Below are 15,926 nucleotides of genomic sequence, written 5' to 3' on the forward strand. Positions count from 1 at the left end.
GCTAATTGTGAGCGGGATGGGGAGCACCCTTGATTGTTGTCGACGCCCAATCAGTCATCCACTGAACGGCTGTCCGGCCGCCCTTGGTCTTCCAATAGCGCGGTGTTGCGTACATGGCGTGCACGGGATTGCCTGCCGCATTGGCCAATTGGCCGATGGCCTTCAGCGGATCCCGGATCGTCGGAGAATCGCAGATCAGGTCACCTGGGGCACAGATCGACCGGACGCGGTTGGAGATCTCGGCGAAGCCGCCCACCCGGGGACCGGACATGCGGATTCCGGGAACCAGGCTGCCGAACCCCGCGAGAGCGATTTCGGCCCCCACACCGGGAGGACTGGGCATGACGTCGGACTCCTGGCCAGGTTCGCGTCGGCCGTCGGCAATGAGCCCGACTCCGATGATCAAATCTTGGTCGGCCGCCGGGATGGGGCCGCGGTCATTCGCCATATTGCTGGCGAGGTCGCCAGCGATGACGGCACCCTGCGAGAAGCCCAACAGAAGGTACCGGGTCAGCGGGCAGTGCTCGTAGGTCTTCTTCAGCTTGATCGACCCGCGGGCCGTGCCTTGCTTCCGCGAGTCGTTGTAGTCGGCCTGCCGATCCGCGAGATTGGTGGGATTACGGAACTGCGCCTTGTACGGCACCGTGTAAACCTCGGTGCGCGAACGCGGGAACTTCTCCTGCAGCTGCGACGACACTTTCAGCATCAACGAATTCTTGTTCGCATGCGGCGCATACGGGTCGTCGTTGGGACTTGACTCCCAGGTACCGGGGAACACCAGCGTCAACACATCCGGGCAGTCGGCCGGTTGCGCATTGGGCCGGCTCGGTGGCGCGGTGGTCGTAGTTTCCGGACCGAGGCCTGGGGGCGCGGGGGTCGGCTTAAGCCATTGGAAGATGAGAAAGCCAATGAGAAGAAGCGCAACCAGGCCGAGCGCCAGCACAATCAGCAGCAGCTTGCCCCACTTACGCTTTCTCAGCACAGATTCTTCTCTGCCGCGGTGATTACCTTCGCGGACTTATCGTTCGCTTCCGCCTCGGTCTTGGTCATGGGGCCGATCGCTGCCCGCACATAGGCCTTAACCAGCATGGGGTCGGCTTTCTGCGCTTGCGCGTCGCACACGTAGTGCCCCATGGTCAGCGCGACATTGTTGTCCGTGTCGCCCATGAACGAGACGTTCTGTCGCTTCAAATCTGCGAGGTAAGCCTTGTCCTTGTCGCTCAGCTTGATGCCACTGGGCGGCGGCGCGCCACCGGGGAAATTCTTCGGGACCGACGTCGAGTTATTGGGCGCGGTATCGGGCGGCGAGACCGAAGCCTTCGACGCGCCAGCAGCAGCTTCCCGCGATGCTTCCTGCGATGCCTTCGAAACCTCTGCCGACGCCGAGGAAGGATTCGATCCCGGCATCGTGGTGGTGGTGACTGGTGCGGTGCCGATCGGCGCGCTCGCCGTCGACGAGTCGTTGCACGCGGTCAATGTCCCCACTGCAACAGCGAGTGCACCGGCCGCAGCGGCGATGCGCATGTACTTGACAGTCATGTCTGACAGCCTACCGTCGCTTTCGGCCTAGTTCGGTCCCGCAAAGGGCTTTACCTGCGAAGACACGGTAAACCCTCAGAGGAAATTCAGATAACCCCGCCAGCGGGCCGCGGTAGACCCGCTGGCGGTGACCCACGTCATTCGACGCGAGCGCCACCCTGGGGAGTCCACGTGATTTTTCCGCGTTCGACGGTATTGAATTTGACGCCGTCGCGACCGGTCATCTCGTCACTGGTCGGAAGCCCGAGACGGTCGAAGGCGGGCACATAGGCACCACCAATCGCACCGGCAACCACCCTGGGCCCCTTCGGCCCGGTGAAGATCCGACCGTTGCGGAAGTCTTGCGCCCGGCCACCGGGAACGGCGTATTCGGGAGTCAGGCAGCCGCCCAGCCCCTTAACCTGCGGAGCCTTCTTGAAGGCATCCCCAACCTGGCAAGCCACCGCATCATTGCCCAAGCCGAGGGCTCCGGCGGCCTGCGGCCACGCCTGCATCATTTCGAACTGCCAGTACGGCCAGGTGTGGGTACCCGACGGGCGGTACACCGCCTGCCCAGGAATACCGAGCTTGTTCAGTTGCGCAGCAAACTGCTGGCTGGTGACGCGCGAGAGCACCTCGAGGCCAACACCGGAGTAGTTCGTTGCCAGCAGTGGAATGTCGGACGGCTTGTCGTGCGGGCCGACCACACCGTTGCCCGAGGAGATGTACAGACTGGTTCCCTTGAGCTTCTCGGCCAGCAAGTAGGGGTCGTGCTCCTTCCACGCGGGATCAGACGGCGGTCCGAACATCTTCGATGAGTCGTAGCCGCCACCGTCGCGCAGGGCGAACTGAATGGCTTGCGGCATGCCGTACGACGACATCTGCAGAATGCCGGAGAACGATCCCGCGAACTTGTAGAAGCCCGGGTTACGGGCGGCCAGCATCATGGCCGCCGTGCCACCCATGGACAGGCCCTGGATGGCGCGAACATTCGTCGACCGCCACTGACCTTCCAGGATGGGTGGCAGTTCCCGAATGAGGAATGTTTCCCACTTGTAGTTCTTGCCGCGGTCGGGTTCTTTCCAGTCGGTGTAGAAGCTGGACTCGCCGCCGACGGGCAGCACCACGTTGACGTTCTTATCTTGGTAGAACTGCGCAACGTTGGTGTTGATCAACCAACCGTTTTGGTCGTCCTGCGCGCGGAGGCCGTCGAGCATGGTCAACTGCGGGAACTTGGCGGCAGGGTTCGAGAACCAATCGCGCGCCAGCAGCAATTGCACCTGGATGTCGGTGCCCATCGCGGGCGAACGCACCCACAGCGCCACGCGGTGCGCGTCGTACCAAAAGGTCTTGGTGACCGTCGCCGGCTTCGCGGCCGGTGCCGGGCGTGCTGGCGGTGCGGGCTTGTCAGCCTTCGGCTTTGGCTTGGGCTTCGGCTTAGCGGGGGCCTGCTGCGTCGGCGGCTTGGGTGCCGGTTCGGCCGTCGCCGAACCTACGCCCATCGGCACTAGTGCCGCCACCATTGTCACAGCGACGGCGATACTCGCCGCGCGGCGTCTGCGCACCGCCCCGCCATTCATCGTCCGGCCCGTCCACTTCTTCACTGCCTGCTCCTCACGAGTCCCCCGACTGCGCTTATCGCACTCCGTTCACAAAACCGAGCGCCTCGTTCTGTTTTCTACACGGGAAGCGGGCCGAACTGTGCGCGCCACGCTGTGACGCATGTGAATTGTGTGACTAATGTTTCTCGCTTCCACCGTTTCCCGCGCTTCGCCCGTTTCCCTTTTCTGTCACGATTCGACCAGACCGTCACCGATCACGGTGATCGGCGACGGTCCGGTCGCTGCGCGACCACGGTTTGTGACAGAAAAGGGGCAATCGGGGGGTGGGATTGCGGCGTGAGACGGCAAAACAAAAGCTGGGCCGCGACTTCGCGTTAGCGATGTCGCGGCCCAGCTCTCGTTAGATCTGGCCTAGCGGAAGAATCCGCGGCTGTAGGCGTTCCACAGCATGTCCTGCCAGTAGCCCCACGCGTGGGTGCCGTTGGCCGAGTAGGACATCACCGGCACACCCTGGAGGAATGCCGCCGCCTCGAAGGCCTTGGCCTGAGCGAAGGCGAGCAGCTCCAGCGGGGTGCCCTTCAGGAGGTCGTCGCCGACGTTGCCCGGGTAGTTGTAGCGACCGAAGAAGCCGTTACCCGAACCAACGAAGACCTTGAGGCCATGCATGCGGTTGATGAGCATCATCGGATCGTTAGCGGTCCAGCGCGGGCTCCACGGAGGTCCCCACATGGCGTCAATGTTCCACGGTGCCGGAGCAACGTCGAGCATCGCCATACGCAGTGCGGTGCGCATACCCGGTGCCGACAGGGTCAGGTAGCCCGACATCGAGCCGGCTGCGTAGTACAGGTCGCGACGCTGCGCGGCGTGCACCAGAGCGGCACCGCCACCCATGGACAGACCCATGATCGCGTACTTGCCACCCTTGCTGGCGAAGCCCCTGGAGCGCAGTGCGGGCACGAGGCGCTTATCGATCACGCAGCCCCACTTGTAGGCCTTGCGCTGACCGTTGAAGTTCGAGGGAGCATCCCAGTCGGTGTAGAAGCTGTTGGGGCCACCCACCGGCATGACGACGTTGACGCCCCGGTCGGCCAGACGCTTGGCGTTGGTCTCGATGTCCCAGCCGCTGCGGTCGTAGCCGGCGCGCATGCCGTCCAGCAGGATGACGGTGCGGGAGTTACCCGGCTTACGCCATGCCTGAACCCTGACGACACCGGGCTTCATCGACTTGTTGCCGAAGGCACCGTTGGTCGGCATTCCACAGGCGTCGATCGTGAAGCCCGCGTATGCGGCACCACTCGACGGACCCGCACCCAGTGCGGTTCCCATCAGGCCCATGGCAGTGAGCACTGCGACGAGGACCGCTGTGAACCGCCGATGGCCAGCGTGCGGTTTGCTCTTAGCTTCGCGCATTGACTGCTGTCTCCCTAACATTTGCTTCCAAAGTTCATACCCAGCCCTCAGGCTGGCGCATTACGGTTGCGATGGACGGACGTGGCAACCTTCGTCACTCACGTCACACCTGCAACTCGATAGTGCGAGCCTATTCGACTCGCCAACCCGCACCAAACGCTGTGACTCTAATCACAGTGTCGGTACTGGCCATACACGGCAGGTCGCGCTAGAGACACCAGATGCCTCCGCTTTCGACCACGCCATGACTATCGCTCGACCGATGAGGGACGTTACCGTTTCGATATCTCCGCAGGCAAGCCATTGAGAGACATCCGACACAGGATCGGCTTAACTACGACCAAGCTGACGCTCAGGTTCGCAGACCGAAACCCACTGCCGCCCTGTCACTTTCCCTGCAATCCCGGCGGCATGACCAGCCCGCAACGCTCAATCTCGTACTTCGGTTCACGAGCAATCCGGTACGAGTTGAACTCCGCAGCCTGACGCAAATTGTGCCGGAATCGCGCAAAACTCCATGTGTCCTTGTACGACGCGAACCGCGCCTGCGTCATTGGGCAACTCAACGCCACCCGCGCCATCTTCACGTCGTCCCTACCCAGGAAGCCCGGGAATCCGCCCATAACGCCACTCTCGGCGATAACCCACTCGCTGGGCAGTCGTTTGTCATGTCCGATGCGACCGTCCGTCAAACGCGCCGTATGGGCCGCCAGCGGGTAGGCCAGCCCCATCTGGTCGACGACCCGGACATCGAGCGGGGCGTTCATGCTCGTCATACCCAAGTTAAGGAAGTACACCGTGGTCTCGCGGGGGATTCCCGGCGGCATCTTCGCTGGCAACGGCGAGTAGTACCACTCGTCGAAGTTCGCCGACGACAGCAGCACACCGCCACCGCGCGCTTCCGACTCATCGATCATCCTGACCATGGCTCGCATGCGCGGATAGTCCAGATAGTCCTGTGCCGTTACCGGATTCTCGTTACCCATATTGGTGACGTAGAACCGGCGTTCGTCGACGATGCCGTCGCGGCTGATGTCCATCCCCGCGCCGGACAGCACCGTCTGGTTGACGGCCACTCCCCACCAGACGGTAGTAATGACTCCGCCCAGCAGGACCAATCCCGTACCGAGTTGGATCCGCGAACGCTTCGTCGACAGCGACGCCGGAAGCGACACCGGAATCACCATGACCGGGAGCAGCAGAATAAACAGCGGTGCCAAGAGCACACGGCCGTGCATGAAGTCGCCGCCCTGACGCAGCCAGTACAGGCCCAGAATCAGTCCGGCGACCAAGACCGTCACCACGACGGTGTTTTGTGTCTGCAGGCGATCGACGATCCACGACCATCGGTTTTGTAGCCGGGCCGTCGGGCTCGGTGCGTCAATCTCGTCGCCGAGGATGTCCGGTACGCCGGACGTGCTGGCCTTGACTGGCTCAGCCGTCGTGGCCTCACTCTGCGACGTGCGGCGCGACAGGTACGAGCCGACGGCCAGCAGGATGCCCGCTATCACCGCGACGATCACCGGCAGCAGCAACGTATACGGACTGAACAGGTTGCCCAAGTAGGCGAAACCCTGCTGCCATTTGGAGCCGCTGGCATCCTTGGCGATGGCCGGGTTGGGAACCAGCACGGCGTAGTAGCCCATGCGGAAGATTTGATAGCCGATCGGGAGCGCGCCCGCGACGACGACCATAGCCACGCGCATCCGCCAGCCGATCCGCGAGGCAAACAGCACCAACAGCACCAGTCCGCCCAGAATCGTGATCTCCGGTCGCACCAGCGGCGCCAGACCGGCAGTGAAGGTCAAGGCAAGGAACGCTGCGCGCGAGCGACGGGTCGGATTCGCCGGATCACGACGTCCCCAAGCCAAGAACTGGCACCAGAGGGCGGCGATCCAGAAGATCGTCAGGCCGTTCTCCAGTCCCGAGGTCGCGAAGTCGCGCGCTGGCGGCACCACGATGTAGACAATCGCACCGAGCGGAAGAATCAAGGTGAGGCCGGGGCTCATTGCCCGGCGACCGTACAGTCGTGCCGTCCCGTACATCGCCAGCGGCACGGCGGCAATCGACAGGACCAGCGCCACCCACAGCACCACATACTCGGTCTGCTCGGCACCGGTCACCCAGCTCCAGAACCAGATCAGGTACGTCCAGGCGGTCGAAGTATTGGCCTCGACGCGTTCGCCCGCGTTAAAGACCGGACCGTTACCGGCCAGCAAGTTCCGGACTGTTCGTAGGACGATCAGGCCGTCGTCAGCGATCCACCGTCGCTGCCAGGCACCAATCGCAAACAGCACCGTAACGACGATCGCGCCGATCGAGAAACTCGCGATCGGCGCAATCAGTCGACGGCGGCTCTGAGTCTCTGGAACATCAGAGGTCGCCAAGACTTCAGAGTGGGACATATACCGCGATACCTACGAGCACGACCCAGGCCAGGGCCAGTAACTGGAGTGCGCGGTCGCCGAGGGCCACCTCTTCGGGTTCGCCAGCTTCGCCACCGTCGACGTCGACCGCGTACCGCAGGATCGCGATCGTGAACGGCACCATCGAGATTGCGTAGAAGACGTTGTCGCTGCGGGTGTCGTCGAACGCCCACATGCCGTAGCAAAGGACAACGGCGGTCGCCGCCAGCGTCCACACGAACCGCAGGTAGGTGGTCGTGTAGTACTCGAGCGACTTGCGGATCTTGGCACCGGTTCGCTGCGCCAACTGCAGTTCGGCATAGCGCTTACCGGCCGCCATGAACAGCGAACCGAAGGCCATGACCAGCAGGAACCACTTCGACAGGCCCTCGGGAAGTTCCGCAGCCACGCCACCGGCGATCGCCCGCAGCAGGAAGCCGGACGACACGATGCAGATGTCGATGACCGGTTGGTGCTTGAGCCCGAAGCAGTAGCCGAGCTGAATCACCAGGTAGACGGCAATCGTGACGGCAGTCTGCCAGTTCGCGAGGTACGCGATGGCGATCGACGCCACAGACAGGACTACCGCGAGGGTGTAGGCGAGATTGACCGGGACCACGCCAGCCGCGATCGGCCGGAACCGCTTCGTCGGATGCTGGCGATCGGCTTCCACGTCGAGTGCATCGTTGACGAGGTACACCGCCGACGCGACCAGGCAGAACGCCACAAATGCGATACCGACATTGAGCATGCGGTGACCGTCGGTCAGCGTTGCCGTACCGGCCGCCATCGGTGCGGCCAGCACCAATACGTTCTTGACCCACTGACGGGGGCGCATGGCCTTGATCAGGCCCGCCGCCAAATTCTTTGGCGGTTTAGGGACGCCGTGCTCGATCGGCTCCTCGCTCATCGGTGGTTCCTCACTTGCTCGAGTCTCGGTTTCTTGCATCTGTGCTCTTTGCCTCTGCGCTCTTTACCTCTGCGCACTTTGCCTCTGCGGCGATCACCGCAGCCGCAGTCAGCGCGCCAACAAGCGCGCCACCGGCCACATCGGAAGGGTAATGGACACCTAGAACAAGACGCGAAAGCAGCATGGGCGGGACGATGGCCGCCGGCACCAAAATTTGCGCGCCCGGTTTGCCGGTCGCCCGGCCCAAAAGGATAGCGGCCGCGGTTGTCGACGTTGCGTGGCTTGACGGGAAGCTGAGCTTGCTCGGGGTCCCCACACCGATGCGGATGTCGGGGTGGTTCGGCCGCTTGCGTCGGACCACTCGCTTAATGACCACCGACGCCGCGTGAGCGACAAAGGCACCCGCGCCTGCCTCGATGTACCGGCGACGAGCGACGGTATCGCCACGGCGGTGCGCTGAGTAGGCACCGGCACCGGCGAGCGCCAGCCAGCCGAGGGAATGCTCGCCGAAGTGCGACAGTCCGCGCGCGGCAGGAAGCACCCCCGGTCGATCGGCGATCGCGTCCTGGATGCCGACGAGCATCGCGGCCTCACCGGTGGCGGGGCCCTGGTTAAGCGATGCTGTTTCCTTAGATACCGAAGACACGTGCCCAACTTTCCTTGCTGACGAGGTCGTCGTGTGCGGCACGGTATTCGACACGTTTGGCATCGAACTCGTCGCGCAGTTGCTTCACCAGAGCCGCCGACTCCTTACCGAGGGCGATCATCTTGTCGCGGTCGCGCTGGCGGTACACCACGCCACGGCCGTCCGCGGTGGTGACGGTGACACCGTCGACGCGACCGAGCGAGAACCAGCGGGCCTCGATTGGCGGGTAGTTGGCCTGCGGAACACTGTGGTGTCGCGGGTCGGCCGGGCGTGCGTTATTGACGACCGCGGCGGCCAGGGCCTTCACCTTGGCGATCGGTCCCTTGGGCTCGTTCGCGCCGAGCGCGGTGGCCTCACCGGTGGCGGTCGGCAATTCGGTTGCCGATGGCAAAACCACGGCGTCCGGGTAGCCCTTGCGGATGGCCGCGACCTTCCCGAGCGCGGTCGGCAGAATCTCCCGAATGTGGTCGGGGCCGGCGAGGAAGTCGCGGATCGCCTCATTCTGGATGGCGACCGTCGAGTACTCCAGGCACAGCAGGTGCTTGGCCGTGGCCTTCGCCATCGACTTCAAAATTCCGTCGATGGCGCCGTCGGTGTACATCGACGCCACCACCAGGCGGTTCCGGAGGTGGAAGTACGCCTGCCAGTCGATGGCGTCGTCCTTATCGCTCCAGGCCATATGCCAGATCGCGATGCCGGGAACGGTGACCGTCGGATAGCCCGCACGCTCGGCACGGAGGGCGAATTCCCAGTCATCCCACTTAATGAACAGCGGGAGCGGCAGTCCGATGGTTTCGGCGACCTCGCGCGGGAACATGCACATCCACCAGCCGTTGCCTTCAACGTCGATGCGGCGGTGCAGGTTCTTCGAGTTGTCGCGGTCGCTCAGCGGATACTTGGAGAAGTCGTGATCGTATTCGACGAACGGGGCAGCCGTCCACATGAACTTGCCCCAGTCGATGACCTCGCCCATGGAATGCAAGTGGCTGCGGTCCTGCAGGTTCAACATCTGGCCGCCGACGAGCATCGGCGACTTCGCGAACCTCGACATGGCCAGCGCTCGCAGGATCGAGTCGGGCTCGATCATGATGTCGTCGTCCATGTACAGGATGTACGGGCTGTCGGTCAGGCGCAGCGCCTCGTACAGGATGCGGGCGTAGCCGCCCGAACCGCCAAGGTTGCCCTGGTCGAAGATGTGCAGGCGGTCACCGAGGCCCGCTGCCGCTTCCGCGTAGCCGGGTTCGTCGACCACGTTCTTGGTGCCTTGGTCGGGCATCAGGACGGCGTCGATAACGGCGTCGACCATCGGGTCCGAGGTCAATGCGGCCAAAGCGGCAACGGCGTCGCCCGGGCGGTTGAACGTCGGGATGCCGACGGTGACGCGATTGTCGTTGTCGGTCGGCGCCTCAATCGGCGCATACCAGCCAGCGGACACCACTTCGGCGTCGGAGGCGGTCGTGATGTCGAACCAAATCCAGCCGCCGTCCTCGAATGGGCCGAGATCGGTTTGGAACTCGAAGACGCCGACACCGTCGTCGGTCGAGGACACGAGGTCGCCGCCGATGGCGATGCGCGCACCGTCGATCTTGGAGCGGTACAGGTCAACGCGGGCGGTGCCCTTGACCTCCACGTGCAAGATCACCGAATCCAGGACGGTCCAGTGGCGCCAGTACGACGCCGCGAACGCGTTGAAGTAAGTCGCGAAGCTGACCTCGGAATCGGCGGCCAGGCGAACGCTCGTCCGATTCGGGGCGTGCGCGCGGGAGCTGTTGCTCGCCGACTCCTCCAGGTACAACGACCGCACGTCGAGGGGCTCGCCCTGGCGCGGAAAGATCACTCGCTGCAGCAGGCTCACGGCTTGCGTTGGCGTGTCCGGCATTCAGTTCTCCTCTTCGGCCAGCGGCGCACCGTCGCGCAGGTGCGGGGCCAGGGTGTTGTCGAACATGGTCAGCGCACTCGCGATCGCCATGTGCATGTCCAAGTACTGGTAGGTGCCGAGGCGACCGCCGAACAACACCTTCGATGCGGCGACCTCGGCCTTCGCCAACTCGCGGTAGGCGGCCAGCATCTCGCGGTCGTCGGGGGTGTTGATCGGGTAGTACGGCTCGTCTTCGTCCTTGGCGAACCGACCAAATTCCCGCATGATGACCGTTTTGTCGGACGGGTAGTTCTTGCGTTCCGGGTGGAAGTGGCGGAACTCGTGGATGCGGGTGAACGGAACGTCGGCGTCGTTGTAGTTCATCACCGGGGTGCCCTGGAAGTCGCCGGTCGGCAGCACTTCGAGCTCAAAGTCGAGGGTGCGCCAGCCGAGGCGGCCAGCCGAGTAATCGAAGTAACGGTCGAGCGGACCGGTGTAAACGATCGGCGCGTCGGGGCTCGCGGCGACAATCTCGTCGCGGACGTCGAACCAGTCGGTCGACAGTCGTACCTCGATGCGGTCGTCGGCGGCCATGTTCTCCAGCCACGCGGTGTAGCCGTCGACGGGCAGACCTTCGTATGTGTCGCTGAAGTACCGGTTGTCGAAGTTGTACCGGACCGGCAGTCGCGTGATGTTGCCCGCGGGCAGGTTCTTGGGATCGGTCTCCCACTGCTTTGCGGTGTAGTGCTTGATGAACGCCTCGTAGAGGGGGCGGCCGATCAGGCTGATGGCCTTTTCTTCAAAGTTCGCGGCCGAACCGGTCTCCACCTCGGACGCCTGCTCGGCGATCAATGCGCGCGCTTCGTCGGGCGTGAAGTAGCGGCCGAAGAACTGGGACACCAAGCCGAGGCCCATCGGGAATTGGTAGGCCTGGCCGTCGTGCATGGCGAAAACGCGGTGCTGGTAGCCGGTGAACGAGGTGAAGTTGTTGACGTACTCCCACACGCGCTCGTTGGAGGTGTGGAACAGGTGGGCACCGTACTTGTGGACTTCAATTCCGGTCTCGGGCTCGGCCTCCGAGTAGGCGTTTCCACCGATGTGATCGCGCCGTTCGACGACGAGCACACGCTTACCGAGCTGCGTTGCCGCCCGTTCAGCGACGGTCAGGCCGTAGAAGCCTGAACCGACCACGATTAAGTCATACGTGTTGTTGTCCGTCACGGCTGTTCAGCCTATCGGACCCAACCTGATAGTTTCCGCAGCGCGTGGCCGTTGGGTCCAGCGTCACCCCTTGTTGCCCGCCCCTTGTGCGTTCCCGCATGATGCGTCGATTCCCGCTCCACGTCAGACGTGGAGCGGGAACGAACGCATCATGCGGGAACAGGTGAACGGGCTAGCGCAGGCCGTCGGCGGTCGGGAAGCCGAGCTTGGCTAGGCCGCCGGCATTCAGGAAGTCGGTCAGCGCCTGCCCCATCAGGGCGTGGGCACCGGTGGTCGGGCTGAAGTACAGCATGCCGTTCTGCAGCACCTGAACCAGACCGGGCATGCCCTTGCCGTCCGTCAGCATCTGCGGACTGGCGACGGTGCCCGTCGAGCCCTGCGAGTTGTCACTCTTTTCGAGCGCCACTTGCTTGGCGGCCAACGCCGGCATTCCCTGCTTCAGCAGCTGTTCCACCAGCGGCTGAGCCTGCGCGAGTAAGCCCGCCGCATCCGGGAGGGCAATCACCGGCAGGCCGGGAACCAACTGGCTGAGCATCGTGTTGAGCGGGCTCAGGTCGAGGAAGTCGCCGCCAGACGGGGCGTCCGGACCGATCTGCGGTTTGACGATCTTGGGCATCGTCTTCTGGCCCTTCACGGCAAACCAGTCCGACTTCAGCTGCAGTTTGGTGCGGGCTTGGTCGCCGGTCGCTTCGACGGTGCCACCGGTTCCGACGACGCGCACCTTCACCACGCGGCCGCTGCCTTCACCGAGACCATTGGCCTCGATCACCTCAAAGCTCTTCAGCGCTCCGACGCCGAACGCGGAAGCGATGCTCGACGCGCTGACGGTCGCGGTCCAATTGTGGGTCGGCGAAATGGAGTCACCGGCGTCGCGGACGGCCGGGAACAACCCACCTGCGGTGTAACCGCCGGTCGACGCCGAGAACTCAGTCAAAGCGGGCTTGCCGCCCAAGGTGCGGATCTGCCCTGCCGTCGCATCTGCGGCCCGGTTGGTGCGTGGGTCTTCGCCCGACGCGCCGTGGTACATCTGCGACTGCTGCGTGTTGTCCATCTTGCGGCCGTTTGCCAGGCCCGCGACCACGTACGACCGTGCCGCCACAGCCTGCGCCTTCAGCGCCTCAAAACCACCCGAATCCGCCCACGACGGCATGGATTCCTTGGGGATGACGCCCTTGACGTAGTCGTCGACGTGCAGTTTGTTGATGACGCCATCAGGTCCCACGCCGATGGAACCGCGGTACTGATCGTTGCCGCCGCAGAACGTCAGAAGTTCTTCGGCTGGCCGATTGGTGCCCGGATTGATCGGGTCAACCATCGAGGCCTGCACCGTCTTGACGACCGCGCCACCGCAACCGCTCGTGATGGTGGCCGTGGTCCCGGACAGGCTAACCGCCTGTCCGGGAGCGACCTTCTCCGGGCCTACGCGCATTCCGGCAGTCGCATGAACACTGACCGACGACTTCTCGCTAAGCGAGACCGTAACGTCGGGAGTGCCCACCTTCCCCGCAACTGTATTGCCGTAATAGTGCTTCAGGATCCGGTCGGCGGACCATCCCTGCTTTGCGTAGCCGTAAGCACCCCACTGGCCTAGGCCACGGCCATGTCCGTGCCCATGCCCGTCCAGGACGATCGGCGAACTCGCGGCCAACGCAACATCGTCGGACGAGAACACACCGGTGCCGCCTGCAATGAGTCCACCCGCTAAGAGCGCAGGTGCCAGCCCCAGTGCGGCGAAGGTAACGGTTCGCTTCTTGGCTCGGCTCGGTCGAACATTCGGCACTGCATACCCCTTTGGGCAAAGACCAGGGTCAGGACAACGCATGACCCCTGTGGCCTGTGTGACTAGTGGGACTTCTGTGACAGTAGTGACTCAATGGCAGGCACGACAAGTCAACACGGTCACAACACAGTCACACCGTTAGAACCAGCGTTCGAGTACCTTGGCGACGCCATCGTCGAGATTGGTGCCTGTCACCTCGTTGGCAGCGGCAATAGCTGCGGGATCGCTGTGCCCCATCGCGACCCCACGCGTCGCCCAGCGGAGCATTTCGACGTCATTGGGCATGTCTCCGAAGGCAATCGTCGAGACCGAATCGACATCAGTGTGCTCCGCAAGCCACGACAGCCCCGACGCTTTATGCGTTCCGGGTAACGAGAACTCGACGAGCCCGGTATCGATGGAGAAGGTGATCTCCGCCAAGTCGCCCACCCGCGAGGCAACGGCCTCGGCCATGGCGCGCGACGACATCTCGGGCACGCGCGCGAGCAGTTTCACCGCGGGCATCTCCGTGACTTCATCCTGACCGACGTACACGTGGTCGGGATTAAGCCAGGCGTGCTGGTAGCCGGGCGTCGCCACAAAGGGCGGTGTCGCCGCGTCGAAGGCCGAATCTCCGATCCGTTCGGCAGCAAGACCGCAGCCGGGTAACGCTTCGGCACAGATCGCCGCGATCTCGGCGAGGGCGTCCGGGGCCAGCGCCGATACGTGCAGCACCCGATCGGTGAGAACGTCGTAGACGATGGCACCGTTGGCACAGACCGCGTACCGAATGGCCGCAGGTGATTGCGCCAATTGGTCGGTGATTTCTGGAACCCACCTCGGAGGTCGACCGGTCGCGAGGACCAGCTCTACGCCTTGCTCGCGCGCCCGCTCGAGGACCTCCCTCGTGCGACGGGTGATCTGGTTGTCGTCGTCGATCAACGTGCCGTCGACGTCGGAAGCGATCAATGTTGGAGCATTCAATGGCGGGGCGAGAGCTTCGTCGCTCATCGGCACCTACTTCCTACTTCTCTGGCCGTCCATGCTGGTCGGATGGGTCGTGCTGGTCGGGTGGGCCGTGTTTTTCGGCCCGCTTACGTGCTTTTTCCGCGGCTTCGGCCTCTTCAATCACGAGCGCCTCCTCCGGCGTCGGGGCACTGCCGCCGAGCCGGGCTGGCAGCCAGTCCGCCCCCTCTGGGGCATCGGGGTAGCGCTCTTGGACGCGGTGCAATAACGCGGTCATCACCTCGCGCAGCCGTCGGGTGCCGTCGTCGGCGTCGTCGGGTCCGAAGTGCATGGGCTCGCCAAATTCGATATCGATCGGGATCCGCGCGCGTCCGAGCTGTCGCTTGGCCCCCTTGGTCCATTGGCGTTGCGCGCCCCAGACGATCACCGGGATGATTGGGACCCCCGCCTCAATGGCCATCCGAACCGCGCCAGGTTTGAATTCTTTGAGTTCAAAGCTGCGGCTGATGGTCGATTCCGGGTAGACGACAATCAATTCGCCAGCTTGAAGGGCATTGACCGCCGCGTGGTACGCGGTGCCGCCCGCCGACCGATCCACCGGAACGGCTTTGGCGTGCTTCACCAGGAACCGCATGATGGCGAAGTCCATGATCTCGGATTTCACCATGTAGCGGCCGCGACGATGCTTGCGCGCGAGCCCCAATCCCGAGGGCATGAAGTCGGTGTAGCTGGTGTGGTTAATCACCACCACGCCGCCACCCGACCGCGGAATGTTGTCGAGCCCGAAGTAGCGGCGTCGCACCCCCTGCACCGCCAGGATTGACCCGGCGATGGTTTCGAGGACGCGATACACCGGTTCCATGGTCAGTCCGTGACCTCGGGACTCTCGCGTGCGGCCCGCTTCGCGGCTTTTGCTTCTGCGTCGGCGGCGTCGAGCGCATTCGCTTCTTCCAGCGTCGGTGCCCCTCCCCCGCGGGCTGCAGGTACCCAGAATTCGCCGGCCGGGTAGTCGCCGTAGGCGTCCTGAAGTTCGGTCAGCTTGGTGCGCATTGAGTCGTAGAGTTGCGCGGTGAGCTGCTCCGGAGTTCCCTCGGGCTTCAGCGGTTCGGCCACTCCGACCATGATCTTGAAGCCGTTGCGGCCCATGTTGCGCGGATGTCCCTTGGTCCAAATCCGCTGTGCACCCCAAATAATGGTCGGGATGATCGGCGCATCGGCTTCCAGCGCCATCCGCGCGGCACCGGACTTTAGGGCTTTGATTTCGAAGCTGCGGCTGATGGTGGCTTCCGGGTACACGCCGACGAGTTCGCCGCGCTTCAGGTAGTCGACGGCGTCGCGATAGCTCTGTGCACCATCGGCCCGGTCGACGGGAATGTGCTTGAGCGAACGCATGATTGGGCCGCCGAGAGCATTGTCGAAGACTTCCTTCTTCGCCATGAAGCGCACGTACCGCCTCGGCTTGTGCAGGTAGGCCGGGATGCCCGCGAAGGTGAAGTCGAGGTAGCCGGTGTGGTTAATGGCCACCACGCCTGGGCCAGACGTCGGCATGTGCTCCACGCCGGAGATGTCGAACTTGAGGCCCTGGGCTAACCAGAGCGTACGGGCAGCGGACACGACTCCGGCGTACACGGGTTCCATATCCGAAAGCTTAGTCATTGCGTCTGACACGCG

13 protein-coding genes are annotated in these 15,926 nt (G+C 63.8%); all 13 read right to left on the reverse strand.

Annotation, left to right across the window (positions count from 1 at the left end; genetic code table 11):
• Position 1 precedes the first annotated feature (1 nt).
• Positions 2 to 982, reverse strand: a complete 981-nt coding sequence (locus tag WBA38_RS02195) for a cutinase family protein (RefSeq protein ID WP_424321944.1) — start codon at positions 980 to 982, stop codon at positions 2 to 4.
• Entirely contained in the window at positions 976 to 1,539 is a 564-nt protein-coding gene (locus WBA38_RS02200; RefSeq protein ID WP_424296600.1) for a DUF732 domain-containing protein, read from the reverse strand. The genes WBA38_RS02195 and WBA38_RS02200 overlap by 7 nt, the downstream gene beginning before the upstream one ends.
• A gap of 137 nt (positions 1,540 to 1,676) precedes the next feature.
• A complete protein-coding gene (locus WBA38_RS02205) occupies positions 1,677 to 3,098 on the reverse strand; it encodes an alpha/beta hydrolase-fold protein (protein ID WP_424296609.1) in 1,422 nt (473 codons plus the stop codon).
• A 393-nt stretch (positions 3,099 to 3,491) separates the two neighbouring features.
• The gene (locus tag WBA38_RS02210; RefSeq protein ID WP_424296598.1) at positions 3,492 to 4,490 is read right to left on the reverse strand and encodes an alpha/beta hydrolase; all 999 of its coding nucleotides are present in this window, start codon (positions 4,488 to 4,490) and stop codon (positions 3,492 to 3,494) included.
• A 386-nt stretch (positions 4,491 to 4,876) separates the two neighbouring features.
• Positions 4,877 to 6,895 (reverse strand): hypothetical protein, encoded by a 2,019-nt coding sequence (locus tag WBA38_RS02215; RefSeq protein WP_424296596.1) that lies wholly within the window; start codon positions 6,893 to 6,895, stop codon positions 4,877 to 4,879.
• Positions 6,882 to 7,805, reverse strand: a complete 924-nt coding sequence (locus WBA38_RS02220; protein ID WP_424296594.1) for a decaprenyl-phosphate phosphoribosyltransferase — start codon at positions 7,803 to 7,805, stop codon at positions 6,882 to 6,884. The genes WBA38_RS02215 and WBA38_RS02220 overlap by 14 nt, the downstream gene beginning before the upstream one ends.
• A 10-nt stretch (positions 7,806 to 7,815) precedes the next feature.
• Positions 7,816 to 8,388, reverse strand: a complete 573-nt coding sequence (locus WBA38_RS02225) for a phosphatase PAP2 family protein (RefSeq protein ID WP_424321957.1) — start codon at positions 8,386 to 8,388, stop codon at positions 7,816 to 7,818.
• Positions 8,389 to 8,434: 46 nt separating this feature from the next.
• Entirely contained in the window at positions 8,435 to 10,330 is a 1,896-nt protein-coding gene (locus WBA38_RS02230) for a glycosyltransferase (RefSeq protein ID WP_424321945.1), read from the reverse strand.
• Positions 10,331 to 11,530 (reverse strand): UDP-galactopyranose mutase, encoded by a 1,200-nt coding sequence (gene glf, locus WBA38_RS02235; RefSeq protein ID WP_424321946.1) that lies wholly within the window; start codon positions 11,528 to 11,530, stop codon positions 10,331 to 10,333. It abuts the gene before it with no gap.
• A gap of 172 nt (positions 11,531 to 11,702) precedes the next feature.
• Entirely contained in the window at positions 11,703 to 13,310 is a 1,608-nt protein-coding gene (locus WBA38_RS02240) for a SpoIID/LytB domain-containing protein (RefSeq protein ID WP_424321947.1), read from the reverse strand.
• Between the two features lie 138 nt (positions 13,311 to 13,448).
• Positions 13,449 to 14,300, reverse strand: a complete 852-nt coding sequence (locus WBA38_RS02245; RefSeq protein ID WP_424297023.1) for an HAD family hydrolase — start codon at positions 14,298 to 14,300, stop codon at positions 13,449 to 13,451.
• Positions 14,301 to 14,313: 13 nt separating this feature from the next.
• Positions 14,314 to 15,117 carry a lysophospholipid acyltransferase family protein gene (locus WBA38_RS02250; protein WP_424321948.1) on the reverse strand — a complete coding sequence of 268 codons (804 nt, stop codon included), beginning with the start codon at positions 15,115 to 15,117 and terminating at the stop codon, positions 14,314 to 14,316.
• A 2-nt stretch (positions 15,118 to 15,119) separates the two neighbouring features.
• Complete coding sequence (locus WBA38_RS02255) at positions 15,120 to 15,893, reverse strand: lysophospholipid acyltransferase family protein (RefSeq protein ID WP_424297024.1); 774 nt, start codon at positions 15,891 to 15,893, stop codon at positions 15,120 to 15,122.
• Positions 15,894 to 15,926 lie beyond the last annotated feature (33 nt).

The organism is Gordonia sp. (in: high G+C Gram-positive bacteria) (genome assembly GCF_049647785.1).
In the GTDB taxonomy this organism is placed as follows: Bacteria; Actinomycetota; Actinomycetes; order Mycobacteriales; family Mycobacteriaceae; genus Gordonia.